The organism is Pseudochryseolinea flava (assembly GCF_003286915.1).
GTDB lineage: Bacteria > Bacteroidota > Bacteroidia > Cytophagales > Cyclobacteriaceae > Ohtaekwangia > Ohtaekwangia flava.
Window position 1 is genome coordinate 389,222 of the sequence record NZ_QMFY01000001.1, and the last position, 18,368, is coordinate 407,589.

15 protein-coding genes are annotated in these 18,368 nt (G+C 42.1%); 7 read left to right on the forward strand and 8 right to left on the reverse strand.

Features of this window, described 5'->3' with window-relative positions:
* Window positions 1-75: 75 nt before the first annotated feature.
* The 3 genes from DQQ10_RS01750 to DQQ10_RS01760 all read right to left on the reverse strand — a co-directional run bounded on the left by DQQ10_RS01750 (window position 76) and on the right by DQQ10_RS01760 (window position 4,091).
* Window positions 76-867, reverse strand: a complete 792-nt coding sequence (locus tag DQQ10_RS01750; protein WP_112745073.1) for a helix-turn-helix domain-containing protein — start codon at window positions 865-867, stop codon at window positions 76-78.
* A 293-nt stretch (window positions 868-1,160) separates the two neighbouring features.
* The gene (locus tag DQQ10_RS01755; protein ID WP_112745074.1) at window positions 1,161-3,761 is read right to left on the reverse strand and encodes an ABC transporter permease; all 2,601 of its coding nucleotides are present in this window, start codon (window positions 3,759-3,761) and stop codon (window positions 1,161-1,163) included.
* 3 nt (window positions 3,762-3,764) lie between these two features.
* Window positions 3,765-4,091, reverse strand: a complete 327-nt coding sequence (locus DQQ10_RS01760; protein ID WP_112745075.1) for a PadR family transcriptional regulator — start codon at window positions 4,089-4,091, stop codon at window positions 3,765-3,767.
* 390 nt (window positions 4,092-4,481) lie between these two features.
* Here DQQ10_RS01760 and DQQ10_RS01765 point away from each other — a divergent pair, with 390 nt between their 5' ends.
* The gene (locus tag DQQ10_RS01765) at window positions 4,482-5,216 is read left to right on the forward strand and encodes a hypothetical protein (RefSeq protein ID WP_133259504.1); all 735 of its coding nucleotides are present in this window, start codon (window positions 4,482-4,484) and stop codon (window positions 5,214-5,216) included.
* 60 nt (window positions 5,217-5,276) lie between these two features.
* Here DQQ10_RS01765 and DQQ10_RS01770 read toward each other — a convergent pair whose 3' ends face one another.
* The 4 genes from DQQ10_RS01770 to DQQ10_RS01785 form a co-directional block, all read right to left on the reverse strand.
* Window positions 5,277-5,642, reverse strand: coding sequence for a DUF2200 domain-containing protein (locus tag DQQ10_RS01770; RefSeq protein WP_112745077.1), 366 nt, complete (start codon window positions 5,640-5,642; stop codon window positions 5,277-5,279).
* A gap of 141 nt (window positions 5,643-5,783) precedes the next feature.
* The gene (locus DQQ10_RS01775; protein ID WP_112745078.1) at window positions 5,784-6,149 is read right to left on the reverse strand and encodes a nuclear transport factor 2 family protein; all 366 of its coding nucleotides are present in this window, start codon (window positions 6,147-6,149) and stop codon (window positions 5,784-5,786) included.
* 5 nt (window positions 6,150-6,154) lie between these two features.
* Window positions 6,155-6,736, reverse strand: a complete 582-nt coding sequence (locus tag DQQ10_RS01780; protein ID WP_112745079.1) for an FMN-dependent NADH-azoreductase — start codon at window positions 6,734-6,736, stop codon at window positions 6,155-6,157.
* A gap of 45 nt (window positions 6,737-6,781) precedes the next feature.
* Window positions 6,782-7,609, reverse strand: a complete 828-nt coding sequence (locus DQQ10_RS01785) for a sigma-70 family RNA polymerase sigma factor (protein WP_165823768.1) — start codon at window positions 7,607-7,609, stop codon at window positions 6,782-6,784.
* A gap of 114 nt (window positions 7,610-7,723) precedes the next feature.
* Here DQQ10_RS01785 and DQQ10_RS01790 point away from each other — a divergent pair, with 114 nt between their 5' ends.
* Both DQQ10_RS01790 and DQQ10_RS01795 read left to right on the forward strand, forming a co-directional pair.
* Window positions 7,724-8,512 (forward strand): hypothetical protein, encoded by a 789-nt coding sequence (locus tag DQQ10_RS01790; RefSeq protein WP_112745081.1) that lies wholly within the window; start codon window positions 7,724-7,726, stop codon window positions 8,510-8,512.
* The gene (locus DQQ10_RS01795; RefSeq protein WP_112745082.1) at window positions 8,512-9,627 is read left to right on the forward strand and encodes a serine hydrolase domain-containing protein; all 1,116 of its coding nucleotides are present in this window, start codon (window positions 8,512-8,514) and stop codon (window positions 9,625-9,627) included. Before DQQ10_RS01790 ends, DQQ10_RS01795 begins: the two co-directional genes overlap by 1 nt.
* Before the next feature lie 10 nt (window positions 9,628-9,637).
* On the opposite strand, the gene trhA is transcribed toward DQQ10_RS01795, so the two are convergent.
* Window positions 9,638-10,282 carry a PAQR family membrane homeostasis protein TrhA gene (gene trhA / locus DQQ10_RS01800; RefSeq protein ID WP_112745083.1) on the reverse strand — a complete coding sequence of 215 codons (645 nt, stop codon included), beginning with the start codon at window positions 10,280-10,282 and terminating at the stop codon, window positions 9,638-9,640.
* A gap of 102 nt (window positions 10,283-10,384) precedes the next feature.
* Here trhA and DQQ10_RS01805 point away from each other — a divergent pair, with 102 nt between their 5' ends.
* The 4 genes from DQQ10_RS01805 (at window position 10,385) to DQQ10_RS01825 (ending at window position 18,202) form a co-directional block, all read left to right on the forward strand.
* Entirely contained in the window at window positions 10,385-11,530 is a 1,146-nt protein-coding gene (locus DQQ10_RS01805) for a helix-turn-helix transcriptional regulator (RefSeq protein ID WP_112745084.1), read from the forward strand.
* A 73-nt stretch (window positions 11,531-11,603) separates the two neighbouring features.
* Window positions 11,604-14,474, forward strand: coding sequence for a M1 family aminopeptidase (locus tag DQQ10_RS01810; RefSeq protein WP_112745085.1), 2,871 nt, complete (start codon window positions 11,604-11,606; stop codon window positions 14,472-14,474).
* Between the two features lie 514 nt (window positions 14,475-14,988).
* Window positions 14,989-17,451: a PAS domain S-box protein gene (locus tag DQQ10_RS01820; protein ID WP_112745087.1), complete on the forward strand. Its 2,463-nt coding sequence runs from the start codon at window positions 14,989-14,991 to the stop codon at window positions 17,449-17,451.
* A 1-nt stretch (window position 17,452) separates the two neighbouring features.
* Window positions 17,453-18,202 (forward strand): LytR/AlgR family response regulator transcription factor, encoded by a 750-nt coding sequence (locus DQQ10_RS01825; protein ID WP_112745088.1) that lies wholly within the window; start codon window positions 17,453-17,455, stop codon window positions 18,200-18,202.
* The last annotated feature ends 166 nt before the right edge of the window (window positions 18,203-18,368 follow it).

Sequence of the window (18,368 nt, forward strand, 5' to 3'; positions counted from 1 at the left end):
GCTATGCTGTAAAAAATTCAGATGCTGTAAAACAAAAAAAAGGCAGGAAAGAAGTATAGAATAAATCCGACATCGTCACCCTGCGAGGAGTGATCCGCTTTCGGCAACAAGCTCATTTTTTGCACCTAAAAGCAAAGGCGTTAAGCCAGAAAATTGTTTGAACTCACGATTGAAGTGTGATTGGTCGGAATAGCCTAATTCGTAGGCTAAATTTGAAAGTGTTTGATAGTTTCCGCGTTGAATGCGAGAAAGCGCTCGCTCGAAACGAACAACTCGCTTATAATACGAAGGCGTAAACCCGATAGACTGCAGAAACTTACGTTCGAACTGCCGTTCACTAATGCCATAATTCTTCAACAGTTTGCCATAGTTCACGCTTGGGCAAAGATTCAAAAAATTCACTACCCGGGCATCGATTGACTTCAGTGCATAAAGGCGTTTCAGCAAACACGCTTCCAAAATCGCAATCCGCGAACGCGTATCTCGCGCAGCCATGATTCTTTCTGTGACATCATCTGGAAAAAAATGTTTCAACTCCATCACAGCGTCGAGCGTTTCATGGCCGTCGATTCCAAATAATGCTTTGACACCATGTGAGAAAAACGAAACAGCAAGGTGCGAATAGGTAGGCTCCATTTGAAAGAATGCTGGTTTCGATGTGATGCCTTTCAAACTTGCGGCATAGAGACAACTGTAGTGAGCGCTATGAAGAGCATTCTTGCCGTTTAAACATTGAATAACAATTCTTGGATAACGGTCGGCCATCACCTGAAGATTTAGCATCGATGCGCCGGCGGCATAGATGTCCAACGACCAGTAATACCTTACGTACGGTTTGAGAGCTGGGTGCGGTTGATAGATTAGCATCGGTAACGTGCGCTACTTTCGTTCAAGGGTAAAATGTGCGAGCATCGTGTTGCGCACAAACAAATTATAATAGAACATTCAATTTAAGCCAAACACACATTAAGTGTTAAATGAAAGTTCCGATGAATAAAACGCTAGTGCCGCTAAAACGTTGCTGGATTAGAATCAGAAAGATAAACAGATACAATACACTTATTAGTTTGCCCGTGCAGTACGTTTAAACATGCCACATGAATAAATAACGTTTTGCCCTTACGTTTTAGATCGCGCTAACCATGAGGCAGCATTACTTATCATTCACTCTTCAAACTATTCACGGGATTGTCGTATGCCGCCTTTGCAGTTTGCGTCGTCACGGTAAATAAGGCGACAAAAAGAATGAGAATTGTTGCCAATACAAAAATCCAAACTTCAAGATCTATCCGATAGGGAAACAATTCAAGCCAAGCAGTCATGGCAAGCCACGCTAGTGGTGCAAATATTAGAACAGAGATCGCGATTGGCTTCAATGACGAAATGCTCAACATCTTGATAATGCTGTACACCGATCCGCCCAACACTTTACGAATACCGATTTCTTTTTTCTTCACTTCAATCATGTACATCGCCATACCAAGCAGACCGATACTGGCAATGAAAATAGCCAACAATGTCGCTGCTGCGGAAACCATCTTCATAGAATCAAGAATTTCGAACTTCTGAGCATATTCCAGATCAGCAAAATGTAGTTCAAAGGGATAATCAACATTATACTGACGATGTATCTTCTCGAGACCATTCTTTAATTCAGCGAGAGATTTGGTATCATCAAGTTTAATATAAACAAATGACAGCGCTTCGCTGAACTCACATCCAAACAACACGACCGGCGACTTCCTCATGAACGGTGATACAAAAACGAAATCTTTCACGACGCCGACAATCTTCCAATCCTTGCCGTTATCTTTTATTGTTTCACCGATAGGATTTTCAAAGTTCATCAATCGCCATGCACTTTCGTTAATTACAACGGCATTCGAATCGCTGGGGAACTTATCAAGATCCAGGTCTCTACCGGCGATCAGCGTGAGCGATGACGTCGAGACGATTTCTTCATCCACCACAATTCTTTCTATATTTGTACGCTCTTCAGGGTTCTTGCCCGCCCATTGCATACCACCTGTACTGCTCCACTGTTCTGTAAAAGGTGTGCTCGTACGTGTGACTGAAGTTGCGAATCCTTGTGTCAATAATTCGTTCTTAAAGGCAGTAAAATTCTTGAGCATGTCGCCTGTGATGGGAACGTACGCGAGTCGATTCGTATCATACCCTTGATCCATTGCACGGAGAAATTGTGATTGCCTAAATACAACAGTAGCACCAACCATGAGCATGATTGCAAAACCGAACTGCACAACGACAAGACCGCTACGCATCAATTGATTCATTTTTCCAGAACCACTGAACTTAAAAACACGAATAGCACTAAGGGAAGAAAGATAAAAAGCAGGATAACCTCCGGCAACCAATCCAACACTCAGCACAGCAGCAGCAAAGCAGCCCCAAAACCAAATCGGTGCTTCTTGGAAACTAAGCTGCTCGTACATCATGATATTGAACCATGGAAGTAATAGATACGATAAAACGAGAGACAATGAGGCTGCAAGCGAACACATGATAATGGACTCAACAATAAACTGCATGATCAGCGATCGTCTAACCGCGCCAGTTACTTTTCGAACCGATATTTCCTTTGCTCTTTTCTGCGCGCGTGCCGTACTCAGGTTGACGAAATTAATACATCCGATGAGCACTAAACATACGGCGAGAATGCCGATCACTTTCAATTCATCAATTTTTCCACCGGTTTGAACGCCGTTCTCAAATCCAGAATACAACCGGCTCTTGAGGAGTGGGTGCAAGAATATTTCAATATGCTGACCATCTTTGAAGTGCTTTTTTTCTACATCCTTAATTTCCTCGGCAAGTTGGCTTTCGTCAATACCTTCTTTCGTCATCACCAGTGTTGTCACTGAATTATTTCCCCAAAATTCATCCACACCTGAAACGCTTTCCAGGAATGCGAAGGGTATAATGTAATCAAAATTAAACGCCGTGTTGCGCGGTAGTTTTTTAAGAACGCCTGTCACCTTTAATTCGAAAGTATATTCACCTTCACTTACTGTTATCATTTCACCGAAAGCTTCGTCATCGCCGAAAAGGTCATACGCAAAATCCTCGGTAATCACGATCGATTGAGGGTGCTCTAATGCAGACTCAGCATTACCTTTTATCAATGGGAATGAAAGCATTTTTAGAAATGCAGGATCTGTATAAACACCGCTAGTCTTTAACATTTTCTTATCGCCAACTTTGAACCGTTGCGTACCTTCCCATTGCGCAAAGCTCACCGCATGATCGACTCCAGCGAATTCGTTTTGTAATGTTGGCGCCAATACACGTGGGGTTGTGTTCCAGCAATTAATTTGGCCATTTTCAAATGACCTATTCCAAGCAATGTAAAGGCGATCTTTATTGGTGTGAAATTGTTCGAAACTGAATTCGAATTGTATCCAAAGAAATAAAAGTAAGGCACTGGTAAATCCTAAAGCAAGGCCGGAAATGTTTATTGCAGAAAACGTTTTGGTCCGCGCCATGACGCGAAAGGTGATCTTCGTATAATTTGCTAACATATGCGTGTGTGATAAAGGGTTCGAGAATCGATTTCTGAAGAGTATCCCTGGCCTGAAAAAGCGCAACGCATTCAAGAGTAGTCGCCACTTAGCCTTCCGCATACCGATATCTTTTACATCGTGATGATAAAGTTCAATTAAATCACCTTCTATCTGATCAACCAAGTGATCGGGACAAATCGCGCGGATAATTCTTTCTGCTAACGTCGGATATTCCTTCATGCATCAGATCGTTTTAAATTGCGGCATCATTCCCCAAAGCTCAACACGCTTTTCACGCATGGCTCTTAACACGGCTGTTCCAGCATTGGTAATCGTGTAGATCCGTTTACTCCTTCCCCCGCGTTCATTTGTCGCGCCACCAACTTTTGATTTGAGGTAGCCTTTGTCTTCTAACTTATACAAAGACACGTGCACCGCGCTAAGCGTTACTTTACGTTCAAGCCACTTCTCCAACTCCAACGTAATGGCCGCGCCATATGCGTCATCTTCCAAGACTGCAACACTGGTCAACACCAGTTCTTCAAACTCGTTTAAAAATTCACGGGCCATTTCCTTCTCATTTCAGAATCAAATAAAACTATCTTCGGTGAACATTGCAAATGCATCCAGGAAACTCTTTTTGAATAACGACCCTTCTAGCCAAATCAATATAGAGTTCTAAAGCCTGTAAAAAAGGCAATTGCATATGAAGATGGGCCGCATCCATACAAAATCATCTTTCTAACCGACGAATGTTAGTAGCGAGGCACGAGCACCGGATACACATTTTGTCGATATTAGTATGGTCAAAAAAACTGGTTGTGGTTATGGATTTATGGAAATGGCAACCAGACATTCTTACTCGCCTCCAAATGAATGATGATCCGCGTTTAATCTATGATGACCATTTGATGTAAAAACGTTATTATATTGGTCCTCAAAAGCTCATAACGCAAACAAATGAAACGACTGTCACTACTCTTCTTCGTCATCATAGGGGTGGCTACTAACCTGGCCGCACAAAACCTTTGGATTCAATCTTCCGGGAAGACGAACCGAGATTGCGGCAGAACAATTATGCATAAATCCGCAGACACGCTATATTTTTTTGATGCAGGAAAAGAACAGTGGCTTGGAAAATTCGAAGGTAACACCATCTCCTATACCATGCGGCATGACAGCATTTTTAGAAAGCCACTTGCCGGCGCGGAGCTCTATGCCCTGTCATCAACGCCTGAGACGTTACCTGATTCAATTAAAGGTGAACTATACCTCGGCATCATTCAAGGCGATAGTGTATTGACCTTTGAGATAAAAACAGCGTACGGCGTGAACAAGGAAATTTTTCTCAAACCATCGCCAACGAAAAGACAAAAATCATTCGAAAAAGAAATCATCACGTTGCTAACAACAAACAGTTTGATGATCGATGCAGCAGCCCTTGTAGGCTCCGACGATTCGGATGTGAAAACAATCGCGTATCCAGCAAAAAAAAATGCAGCATTTGAAGGCGATCCTTTTCCTCAAATTGATGGTGTGTATAAAATAAGAGGTATTTACTTTTTATTCGTGCCGTTCCGAGGCGAGAAACTTTTTCAAATAATCGAAGTTAATCAACAGGGGATGCTCATAGAAACGGTTTGTACTACCCCGCGTCGGCGCATTCAAATTTCGAAAGCGCCCAGAAAAAAATAATTTTTATATACTTCGCATACGACATTCATTTCTCTGACGAACACATTGTCTACAATGACCTTACGCGCTTCGTAAAATCTTCTCCATTTTTTTACCTTTCGCCAATTCATCCACAAGCTTATCCAAATATCTGACTTGTTGCGTTAATGGATTCTTGATCTCTTCAACACGATATCCACAGATGACACCCGTAATAAGATTTGCATGACGATTGATCGACGCTTGTTCAAAAAATTCCGCGAACGTCACCTTTTTAGAAACTAGCTCTTTTAACTTTTTGTCATCAAATCCTGTAAGCCAGGTAATGACTTCATGCAACTCCTCTTTCGATCTTCCTTTCTTCTCTACCTTCTGGATGTACATGGGATACACCGATGCGAATGTCATCGTTGCAATACGTTTGTCATGGTCTCTTGAATCGTTCATAGGCGAATCTGCTTTCTATTTTCGAATTTAATATAAGTTAGCAGTATACCGAACAGTACAAGCGTTTGCAAGCAAGCCACTCCAAATATAGGCACATCATGAAGTTGCCTCGACATTCACGGGCAACTTTCAAAACCGGATCTACTTCGGCACAATCCTTGGAATGTTATGAATAACTTTCCATTGACCGTTCGTATGGCACAAGTTTATCGTCGAATTGAATTTCAGGCGAGAACTTTCTAATTGTACTGTCGCATAGGCAAGATTTCCATCAATATTCACAGAATCAAATTGAATCGTTCGCGGTGCGCCGCCGAATCGTTTCGATCCTACGAGCGCCTTGTAATCTTCTTTTGAAAAAATGAAGATACCATGCTCATTGAAAAATCCATCCTGAACATTATGAAACTGTGGATGCAAGATATGTTCAAGCAATGAAACATCATTTGTATCGCCCGCTTTAACAAAAGTTGCAATTGCATCTTTTACCTGTTCTGTTGTATTCATAGTAATTAAATTATTTTCGTTATTCTTTGTTTAAGCAGCGGCAGCGTTTGGCTTAGGTATTCAGGATTAGTGGTACCATCCGCACAAAATATATTCGTATTCGACAAGCCGATGAAAGCAAGGATGCCTCTCAAGTAATGTTCGAAATTTTCATCTTGTGTGATGTCATCTTTTTTTCCACCCATTGTTGTGATCAGGTAGGAAGACTTATCGCGCAACAATCCCATATATTGTCCATCATTGTAAGAGAACGTCTTGTTCACACGAACCACATGATCCAAGTAGGATTTCAATGACGACGGGATTTGGAAATTGTACATCGGGCACGTGATCAAAATATCATCGCACGCAAGTAGTTCATTGATCAACCCATTCGACAAGGCTAGTTCATCATTATCCAACCCAGAAAAGAACGCTTGTACCGTCGCTTGGGACAAGTGCGGAACTTGCTCACTTTGCAAGTCGCGGGTAATGACGCGCGCTCCCGGAAATTTCTTCAACCAGTGCGAAACAAAGTGATCACCTAAATCTCGGCTAATGGAGCCAATATGTCTGATGCTCGAATCGATCCTCAAAAGTGTCTTCATATTTTTTGTATAAAGACAAATAAGTCCGCCACGAACGTGACAAGTTTATGTTGTTTTGATCAGTTTTAATTTTTCAGGATCTACTATCGAATAGATCGAATCTACTTTGCCTTCGTCATCGAACGAAAATACTTGACAATTATAGAGACGATTATTCTGCCAAAAACAAATGGCTGGCTGATGATTGATCATCATAAACGTATATTTTTTACCTTCGAGAAAAAGTGCATACACATGTTGAAGCATATGAAGCGTAGCATCGCGACCGATAGCGACATCGGCCACTACACGAACAGAGGCACCTCCGTCCGCCATTACTTTGATGTCGTTAGCCAAAAGGTTCTCAAGTGTTTTCACATCGGCATTCACAACTGCCTCAATGTAATCCGACAGCTTCTGTTGATGTTTCAGATGATCTTGAGGAGTATAATCCTGGAGTTCTTTCTTTGCACGACCATATAACTGTCTGGCATTATCGGGAGAAATCTCAATTGCCGCAGCAATTTCTTCGTGGGAATAATTGAATGCTTCCCGCAGAATGTAGACAGCGCGTTCCTTGGGATTCAATTTTTCCATGAGCACAAGCAATGTGTATTGGGCGAGTTGTTCGCGGTTCAATTGTGTTTCCGCTGTCTCGGTTGACACAGGTTCGGGTAACCAAACACCATACTGAGTACTTTTCTTAAGGCGTCCCTTAACATTGATGGAGTGATTGATTACCATTCTCGTGAGATAATGCACTTCGTTGTCGATCTTACTTTTATCGAGGTGGATGTATTTCTCCATCACGTCTTGAACGGCATCTTTCGCATCTTCAAAAGAACCTAAAATATTATACGAATAGGTGAGTAGCTTTCGATATGCCGCGTCCATAGTCATACTTTTCAACACTAGACAAATAGCCTGATCCAAATGTGACAAAAAAAGAACTTGTTTGAAAAAATAAATTCTTGCAATGCTTCTTCATGGAATTCACTATTTTAAGCTATGATTCTGAAACCGTTGGCTATCATCTTTCTACTATCGCCCCATGTCGTGTCGGCACAAATTGACGTTGACCTTGAAAAAAACATGGGATCCATCTCAATTGACTTCGGGATAGCCCATACACGTACCATCAACGAAGGGCTCGCGTTTGACAACTTTTTATTCGCTGGCAACGGCATTCCTGTTTCTATTCAATACGCAAATACAAATTCCCATCGACGCACCCGTGCATCATTCAAAGTTCTTCAATCAAACCTAAAGGCAAAACCTGACATTCCTGCCACACTTCTTCACGGTGCAATCAAGATCGATCACGTCCGTTCAATCACGCATTATCGAATCGCTAATCGGCAAATCAATCTCATGCTTGGCGCAAAGTTCAGCACCGACGTAAATTATTTTGAATCTCCGGCGCTGGACAATGAAGACGTTCTTACCATCAATGCACTGCACCTTGAAATCGTAAATACGATCGCACTTCCGAAGTCAAAATTGCTTACCGTTCAACTATCAATTCCAACGGTCGGTCTATGCAACAGAATCATACTTGATGGTGGGCTCCATGAACCTCAAAAAGAAAATGAAAATGTACTCGACGTTCTATTTCGCGACAGCGAACTCTGTTTCGCCAATACATATTCTCTAGAGATCGCGTATCAACATCCGCTGACAAGATTGACCCGATGGTCAACAATATATCAATTTGGCTATATCAGGAATAATACAATCGAAGCCGCACGGCTTTATCGAAACGAAATCAGAACAGGATTCACTTTTAATTTCCGATAATGAAAATTATCTCAATTGCATTCATAAGCGTTATTGCGTTCACATCTTGCGACTCGGTGCTGCTTGGCGATGATGACGGCGTTCCCTCACGCGAAGAAAATCTCGCAACCCCGCCGTTTTTGCAGGATGGCTTAGCCGTGGCATCGATGGATGATGAAGGAGTCGACGGTCAGCGGATTCGAGAATTGATTGCACAATTGCAAACAGATTCGCGCAACATTCATAGCATTCTCATCCTTAAAAACAACAAACTTGTCGTAGAGAGCTATTTCGGCGGATGGCACCGAAATAGATTTCAAAGTCTGCGGTCAGCCACGAAAAGCGTAACCTCCGCATTGATTGGAATTGCCATTGATCAAAACTATCTAAAAAACGACGAAGTCAAGATATTCGACATCTTCTCTGAGTATGGCGATCTAAGAACTGAAGCGAAAGAAACGATTCAGCTCAATCACATTCTCAGTATGTCGGCAGGACTACAGTGGGACCAAACGCGTTTTCCTGATGACGATCCTCGAAACGATGAAGCAAAACTTAGCGAAAGCGACGATGGGTTTCGCTACACACTTGAGAAAAAATACGTCGCTACACCCGGAACGCTTTTCAATTATAGCAGTGGTAACTCTGATTTGCTCGCCGGTGTTATACACCACACATCTGGATCATATGCGCACGAATTTGCAGAGAGATTTCTTTTTGCTCCACTACAAATCGACGACTATGGATGGCGCATGAACAGAAATGGTCATCCCAATGCTGGTTTTGGTTTACATCTCTACCCACGCGACATCATGAAGATAGGTAAACTATTTCTTGATAGTGGAGCATGGAATGGTCGACAAATTATTTCGAAAGCATGGATCAAAAAATCTACTTCAAAGCAAATCGCGTATCCACAAGATCCAAAACAGTTCTACGGTTATCAGTGGTGGATCCGCGAATGGTCGATACAAGGTGAGATTTTTTACACATTTCAAGCACAGGGTAACGGCGGTCAAGTTCTTTGTATTATCCCCGAAAAGCGCGCAGTAATTTTACTAACAGGAGGAAACTATGGTGAAAGGAGTCAAGTGCCTTATGCGCTGCTGCGAACGCACTTGCTTCCAGCCTTGTAAGAAGAAAAAATTATATCAGTAGCAATACCGAAAAAAAATGTGAGACGGTTCCTGCGAGAACAAACAAATGCCAAATGCTATGGTAATATCGTTTTTGATCTTTCAAAAAGAAGTATGTGCCCATCGTATAAAAGGCGCCACCTGCCATTAACAAAATAAAAGTCCAAAACGGAACGGCATCATACAGTGGTTTAATTGCAGGGAGAATAATCCACCCCATCATTACATAAAGGAACGTCGAAAGCTTTTCATATTTCCCTGTATGAAACGCTTTGACAACAATTCCAGCTGCGGCGCATGACCATACAATTCCTAATACAGTCCATCCAATCCAGTTGTTCAACACCGTAAGACAAAATGGTGTATACGTTCCGGCAATGAGCAAGAAAATTGACATGTGATCAAATTTTCTAAAGAGGTGTTTAGCACGATCATTCGTAAGTGCGTGATAGAGTGTCGACGACATGTAAAGAATAATCATGGTCGCACCGAATATTGAGAAACCGGCAACGTGCCACGCGGTTCCATGAATAGCACTGACCACGATGAGCAACACGAGCGCTGCAATAGAAAATAGGGCACCGATACCGTGGCTAATCGCATTCGCTATTTCTTGGCGGGTATCGAATATACTTGAAGGTGTCGTGGCGTTCATATTGCTTTGAACGCAAATCAAATCGAATTAGTGCCACGAGACAAAACATTTATAGGCCCTTTGGCATTGTCTTTGATATTTTCAGATACCGACCACCAACCTATGCAACTTAATTTCACTTGGATAAACCTGCTCATTCTTTTTGGCGCGCTCCAAGCGCTCATATTCACAATCGTCCTGCTATTTCAGAAACGACATCCCGGTCATAAATTTCTCGCGGCGTTCGTCTTTGCTTTTGCCTACAATGGTTTTGAAACATTTAACTGGAGTTCCGGCCTTGACCAACACTTTCTCTTCTTCGACATGTTTGGATTCATCGTCATCTATTTGATCGGGCCCAGTTTATACTTGTATGTTTGCAAACTAGTCGATGCAGAAATTTACTTTTCGAGGAAGCAAATATTCCTGCACTATTCAATCCCACTGTTTCAGTTCGTCTCCCGTCTCGGAATTATTGCATATCACATCTTGTGGATCAATAAAATTATCATAAGCGACGTAACATCGATGCAGCTAGTGAATATCGTTTGGTTTTACGCAGAGCCACTCAGTGTAATCGTGTTTGTATCTTACTATGTAGTAACAATCTTAAAGTTTAAAAAATACAAACAAAATCATGCAGCAAAGCTGAACACAAAGGAAAAGCAGATCACATCAAATTGGATCATGTCATTAATGATAAGCATGGGCATCCTTGCGGTAGCCTGGCCTATTACAGTTCTTGCGCCTGATGTATTCGAAGTTTCATTCGGCTCGCACTATTACCCGATAGAACTTGCTCTGGTCGTGTTTAGTTATTGGATCGTTTTCTACGGATTTCACAAGGTAAAAATGATCTCGTCAAAATTAACGACAGCGGCGCGTTCGAATGCCGTCGATGATAACAAAGTAGCGGCCTACCTATCGCGGTTGATTAACTGTATGGAAGTGGAAAAGCTTTACCTCGATCCGGACCTTACCATCCATAAGGTCTCGTCTCATACGGGTATCCATGTGAAAATAATTTCTACCGTGCTCAACCAACATAGCCAAGTCAATTTCAACGATTTTGTTAACAGTTACCGTGTAAAGGATGTACGTGATCGCCTTATCAATCCCGACAATCAACATTTAACGATTTCAGGAATGGCAATTGACGCGGGATTCAATTCCCAAGCGACTTTTCAGCGGGTATTTAAAAGCACGACAGGTATGACGCCTCGTGAATACATGATTTCGCACGCAGCAAAAACCACTCACATCGCATAAAACTTCCTCTCAAATCATGATTTGAGAAGATTTACAATCAGCCAGTACGGTTCTTTGGTTCAAAAAAAATCAAATGAAACGTATCATTATTTTATGCCTCATTGCTTTCGTCTGTAGCCGCTCGATGTACGGGCAAGAAAAATATGTAACGATAACAGGTCGTATTCTTGATGCGCAAACAAAAAAAGGACTTCCCTTCGCGAATTTGTATTTGAAGAAGTCCGGCGCAGGAACAGCAACGAACGCCGAAGGGGAATTTGTTTTCAAAATCCAACAATCGGACTTACCGGATACATTGCAAATCTCTTGCATCGGCTACACAACGCTTAATACCACCCAACATGTAGACAGGCAAACATTGAACATCGAACTTCAACCCGCAGTGGTAACGTTAGCCGCGGTCAACGTAAATGTGCAATCAGGACTTGACATTATCAAAGACGCGTTGCAGCACATACCACAAAATTATGACACTTCCGCCGTTCAATTCACTGCATTTTACCGCGAGCAAATTGTATTGGGAGATTTCGAACTAAATTTCAACGAAGCAGTTTTGGACATATACAGGCCATTCAAAGCAAGTGAAAAATTAAACGATCAAATTCGCATTTTAAAAGGCCGAAAGAAATCTATCGACTTTGGGAAAGAAGCTCAACTATACTATTGGATCAGTGGAATTTCAAATGGCGCGCGCGGGAGCCTATCTGAAGACTTAATCAAATATCGCGAAGCAAAAAACAGCCCATTCAATCCTAGCAACTTTCGTCACTACGACTATGATTATGTCGAGACAATAAATGAAGGTACGAGAAATATCATCGTGATCGACATTGTGCCAAAGCCAAAAGCCAGAAAGGGATACCTCCGTACAAAAGTATTTCTCGATGAGAAGTCTTTGGCAGTGATGCGCTATAATTTTGAGTTGACATCGCGCGGCCGACGAATGGTGAGTCGTAAAGATAAAGGTGTTGCTTACGCGATCATGTCGAAAGTAGTTGGCGCCTCACTTGAATACGATAAATTTCAATACACTATTGCTTATCAGGAGCATCAAGGAAAATGGTATCTAAACCGCGTGACACGTCATTGGGAAATGTTGGTTGACAGTAGACGAAGAGGATGGCAAGATCGTTTGTGGCGCGCAGACATGGACCTGATCATGACTGATTTAAAGACGGAAAATCCCGAACCCATTACTACAGGAGACATTGGCAAGCTTGAAGGCTCGATGAAATCTTTTATTGGGTCTGACTTCGATGAAAAATTCTGGGAAAATTACAATTACATCAAATCAGAGAAGATGGATTCCATTCGAAGAAACGACATCGGACGTCTACCTAACGTAGACTCGACAAAACAACACAGCAAACCAATTTCAAATCGCATCAACGGTTTTACACGCGCAGATACATTACGTGGGAAACTTACACCCATGCGAACATGTTATGACGTAAATTTCTATCACCTTGACGTTGTAATTGATCTTGACGAGCATGCTGTGAAAGGTAGTAACACAATTCGGTTCAAAACCATCACACCATTCACCCGTATGCAGATCGACCTATATGAAAACATGAAGATCAATCGTATCGAGCACAGGGGTAAAACACTTGCTTTCGAAAGAGCATACAATGCAGTGTTCGTTGACTTCCCAAAACCATTTACAATCGGAGAACAATCTGAGATCACGGTCTATTACGAAGGAATTCCACAAGTTCCTGATTTTAATATTCCGATGCATGGAGGCATTTTATGGGATCAAGATTCGTTGGGAAATCCGTGGCTGCAAGTCGTATGTCAAGGATCTGGCGCAAGTCTGTGGTGGCCAAACAAAGATCATCAATCAGATGAGCCCGACAGCATGAAGATATGGATCACCGTTCCAGCGGAGTTCACAGAAATTTCTAACGGTAGGCTTATACGCAAAAGCCCTATGCCGAATAACCACACCCGCTACGAATGGTTTGTGAGCTATCCTATTAATAATTACAACGCCACCTTCAGCATTGGTAAATATGTGCACTTCTCCGATCATTATATTAGTGGCGACACCCTCACCATCGACTACTATGTGATGCCTTACAATCTAACGCGAGCAAAAAGAATGTTTAAGCAGGTTATACCGATGTTGAGAACATTCGAAAAATATTTCGGAAAATATCCATTCCCACGTGATGGGTTTACGCTGGTTGAAAGTCTTTATCCAATGGAGCACCAAAGCGGTGTATGCATCGGAAAAATTACCGCAGAAAATTCTTCGGATACACATCCACTGATGTGGCATGAATCTGCGCACGAGTGGTGGGGTAATGCCATCACAACGAAAGATATTGCCGACATGTGGATTCATGAAGCGTTTGCAACGTATGCCGAAACGATCATCATTGAGGATTGGTTCGGAAGAGAAGACGCGAACGTTTCAATGCTCGATCAAATGGATGCCGTGATTGGAGAGGAACCTGTAACAGGTGTATACGGTGTAAATCATATCCACTACAACATTGGCGATATGTATAGCAAAGCGAGCTTGATGCTTCACACGTTTCGAAATATCCTGGACAATGACAGTAGATGGATTAGATTGCTTCACGGTATCATGGACCGTTTTAAATACAAGACTATTACTGCACAAGAACTCATTACCTTTATCAACCAAGAAACAAAGACAGATTACACCTATTTTTTCGATCAGTACCTCCATTTTGTGGACATCCCTCGATTACAAATTGAGCTAAAGGAAATCGGTAACAACCTACAAGTGAAGTACCGATGGGAGGCTGACGTGAAGAACTTTCGCATGCCCGTAAAAGCGACTCAGGCTGAAGGACGTTTTGCATTCATCTTCCCGACACCTGAATGGAAAACCATGACATTGAAGAATGTGGGACTTGAAGAGTTCGATGTTGACGACGAGAACTTTTACATCGATGTGCATATAGAATAGTTCGCATCAATTCATAGCTTACTATCGTCATGAACAAAATGTAAATAGCCAGTTGTCTTCCGCGAAGGACAACGTTGAAGTCGCTGTTTATAATACTGGTTGAAATTATCTTATTGATTGGTTCCGCTTTCCTTATTGGCAAGCTACCTCATTGAGGACCATACGCTAAAAATGGGTTTTACCCTTCCGTTAGGTTTTATCTTGTTGGCAGGTAGCAAAATGCTCAACGATCTGCAACGATTGAACGTTCTAAACCCTACGGTCGCACCTAAAGAATTGCACTTCGAAAACTATGGTTTGCCTGAGCGCGAGAAGGATCCACGCCGCAAGGGAACTAACAAATTGCCGTCTTTTCATGTCGTTTTATACGGCAGCAACGCTTAATAGTTTGAGTACACTCCGTCGCGATATGATATTGACGCCAACTTTTCTGAAAAGTCAATGACTCAAATGTTGATTTTTTTCTCACTACTGCCGTAAAAAATGTACCTTCATAATCCCAAATATTTGCACCGTGCGTAAGTTATTTCCTAAGCTCATTAATGTTGGCGTAACGCACGCCACGTCTATACGTCAGAGACGCAACATTCAATTGACCAACTTTATTGCGTTGGGTTTGATTAGCTGTATGATCCTTATCATCATATTTCGCTACCTCAACGGTGAGTTGCAAAATTGGTTTTTCTTCCCCTTAATTTTCGAAACGATCTTATTCGCCGTGTTGATCCTGCTTAATCACGTCGGCGCTACCACCGTAAGCCGCATATTGATTTGTTGGGCCCCTGCCATGATTCTTTTAATCGATGTCAAAATTCTATTCACTCATCTTCGAGTAGCAGAAAGTTCTCAGTATGTCGGATTGCGATTATTCCAAGTAGCATTTTCTTTTTTTCCGTTCTTGGTTTTTAATCTTTCGGAAAGAATACTGTTAACCATCGCAGCTTCTGTTCCGGCATTTTGCGCCATCTTCTACGACAAAATTTTAGAGGCATTGGGTGTAGGATATACGCAGGTGGGGCTTCATGAAACATCCTACTACTACAACAATTTCCGAACGATATTATCGCTCTCTCTGATTGCGGCTGCATTCATCTTTCTAAAACAACTTTTGGAGCGACAGGAAAGAAGAAACGAACATCTCATTCAAGAACTTGCGGTAAAGAACTTAGAACTACAGCGAAGCACAGAACGAGAATTGAAAAGAGCTTATGATCGCTTGAGTTTCCATATCAACAACACGCCGCTGGCGGTCATTGAACGTGATAAAAACTTTAACATCATCTTTTGGAATCGTCGCGCACAAGATTTGTTCGGATGGTCCGCCGATGAAGTGATGGGAAAACGACCAATGGACTTTCTCATTGACACACGTGACTTGGATTTTTCCATGCGTGCGATGATGGCGGCCATCGACACAAAAAGCGAGGCCGATCTTATGGAATTACGAACCGTGACCAAGTCGGGTGAGGTGAAAAATTGTTTGTGGTATTATTCTTTCCTACGTGACGAATCCGGCGAGCTCGAAACGATACTCTCGTTCGCAAGTGACATCACAGCACAACGAAGTGCAAACTATTCATTAAACGAAAGAATAAAAGAACTTCGCACCTTATATAGTGTCAGCCAACTATTAACCACATCTGGTAAATCTATGCCAGAAGTATTCGCGACATTTCCCGCACTGCTTCCGAATGGATGGCAATATCCGGAACTCTGCGCCGCACGGCTTACCGTATTCGACCAGTATTTCGAAACTGCAAATTTTGAAGACACACGCTTTCAACAATCGGGTGTGATCAAGATCGATGACCAAGTGATCGGATCGCTACAAATTGTTTATCTCAAAGAAACTCCGAATGAATACGAGGGACCATTCTTTAAGGAAGAACGAGACTTGTTGACGACGATTGTACAAATGCTTCAAGTATATATCGAACGTAAAATTGAAGAAGAGCGACTAGAGAAAGAGCGCGCAAACATGCACGCTACGATTAACAACACGGAAATCATGATCTGGTCGGTGGATGATAACTTCAAGTTGCTCTCTTACAATGAACCTTTCAAACGATACAACGAAGGTAGATTCAAATTCAAAGTATACACCGGTATGGATCACCGTAATTACTTTGATGCAGCGCTCGCGAAAAAATGGACAGAGCGTTATATGCGTGCGATGGCAGGCGAAATTGTATCCATAGAAGAAACTATTCAGGGAACGGACTATCGATTTTCGCTTAGCCCAATCATAGAGCGTGGAAAAGTCGCAGGCGTGAGTGTTTTTGCTGACGACATCACGAGTAAGAACCAACAAAACAAAGCGCTTACCGAAGCAAACAAAAAAATCTCCGAATTGCGGATGATGGCGCTGCGATCGGTAATGAACCCACATTTCATTTTCAACGTATTGAGCTCAATTCAATTCTTCATCACTAAGAATGATCAACTCAACGCATTAAATTATCTCACTTCGTTTTCAAAACTTATGCGCACAGTGCTGACGCGCTCGGTGGCAGAAACCGTATCGGCAAAAGAAGAACTCGACATGCTTCAAGAATACATCTGTCTTGAAATGTTACGCTTCGATGAGAAATTCGATTTTAAAGTAGAATACGACGAGGAGCTCGACCTTGACTCGTATCAAATTCCATCTTTGCTCATCCAGCCGTATGTGGAGAATGCAATCTTGCACGGCCTGTATAATAAAGAGTGCGCGGGTATGCTCACTTTGCGTGTGAAAACGGAAGAAGAGTATATTATCTTTGAAGTTGAGGACGACGGTATCGGTAGGGCACTGGCCGCACAAATAAAAGCGCGTAATGTCGTTTCTCGAAAATCCATGGGAACACAACTCACCGAAGAGCGCCTGAAATTATTCAATGGGACAGATGAAAATCCCGTGACCTTCTACGATCTTATGAAAGAAGGTAAAGCTGCCGGCACATTGGCCTGTATAAAAATAAAAGCTCACCTGAACTAATATGCTAACCTGTATCGTCGTCGATGATGAATCGAAGAGCCGTGAAAGTCTAAAATCTTTGATTGAAAATTTTTGTGATGACGTCGTCGTAAAAACAACCTGCCAAAATGGGAAAGAAGCCATAGAAGCAGTTTACATGCATCATCCCGATATTGTATTTCTCGATATTCAGCTGCAGCGCGAGACGGGATTTGATATCCTTGAACGAATCGACAAGATCAATTTCGAAATCATCTTTACCACAGCATATTCTGAATTTGCTGTGAAGGCATTTAAGTTTTCTGCTATCGATTATCTTTTGAAACCGATTGACATCAACGAACTCAGAAAGGCTATTGGTAAAGTTCAAAAACGAAAGGTCGGAGAACTCAATCAGCGTATGGAGTTGCTCGTTAACGCCATCCGCGGAAATGCTACACGCCCCTCGCGACTAGCTATACCTGCGAGTGACGGGTTAGTGTTTGTGAACATCGATCAAATTCTGTACTGTGAAGCATCAGGCAATTACACCAACATTCACTTAGACGACAACCGAAAATTTGTTGTCAGTCGCACATTAAAAGAGTATGACGATCTGCTATCGGAACACGACTTCTTTCGCATCCATAATTCATACGTCATCAACCTAAACGCGATCAAAAAATACATTCGCGGGGAGGGTGGCCAAGTAATCATGATTAACGACAAATCCCTCGATGTATCGAAAGCGAAAAAGAAGGGATTTCTCGAAAAGATTAAAATGACTGAGTAGCATTTTAATCGAGATATTCGCCGGTTAATCAATAAAAGCACCCAGTTACTCATTGGAAGTAAGATGGCATCATGGGTCTGCTATTTTTGAAATAAGCCCATTCTCACGTGTGGACTCTCAATCCCAAGTTGCACCTGCGCGTATTTTTTGGCAAGATCCCTTTCAC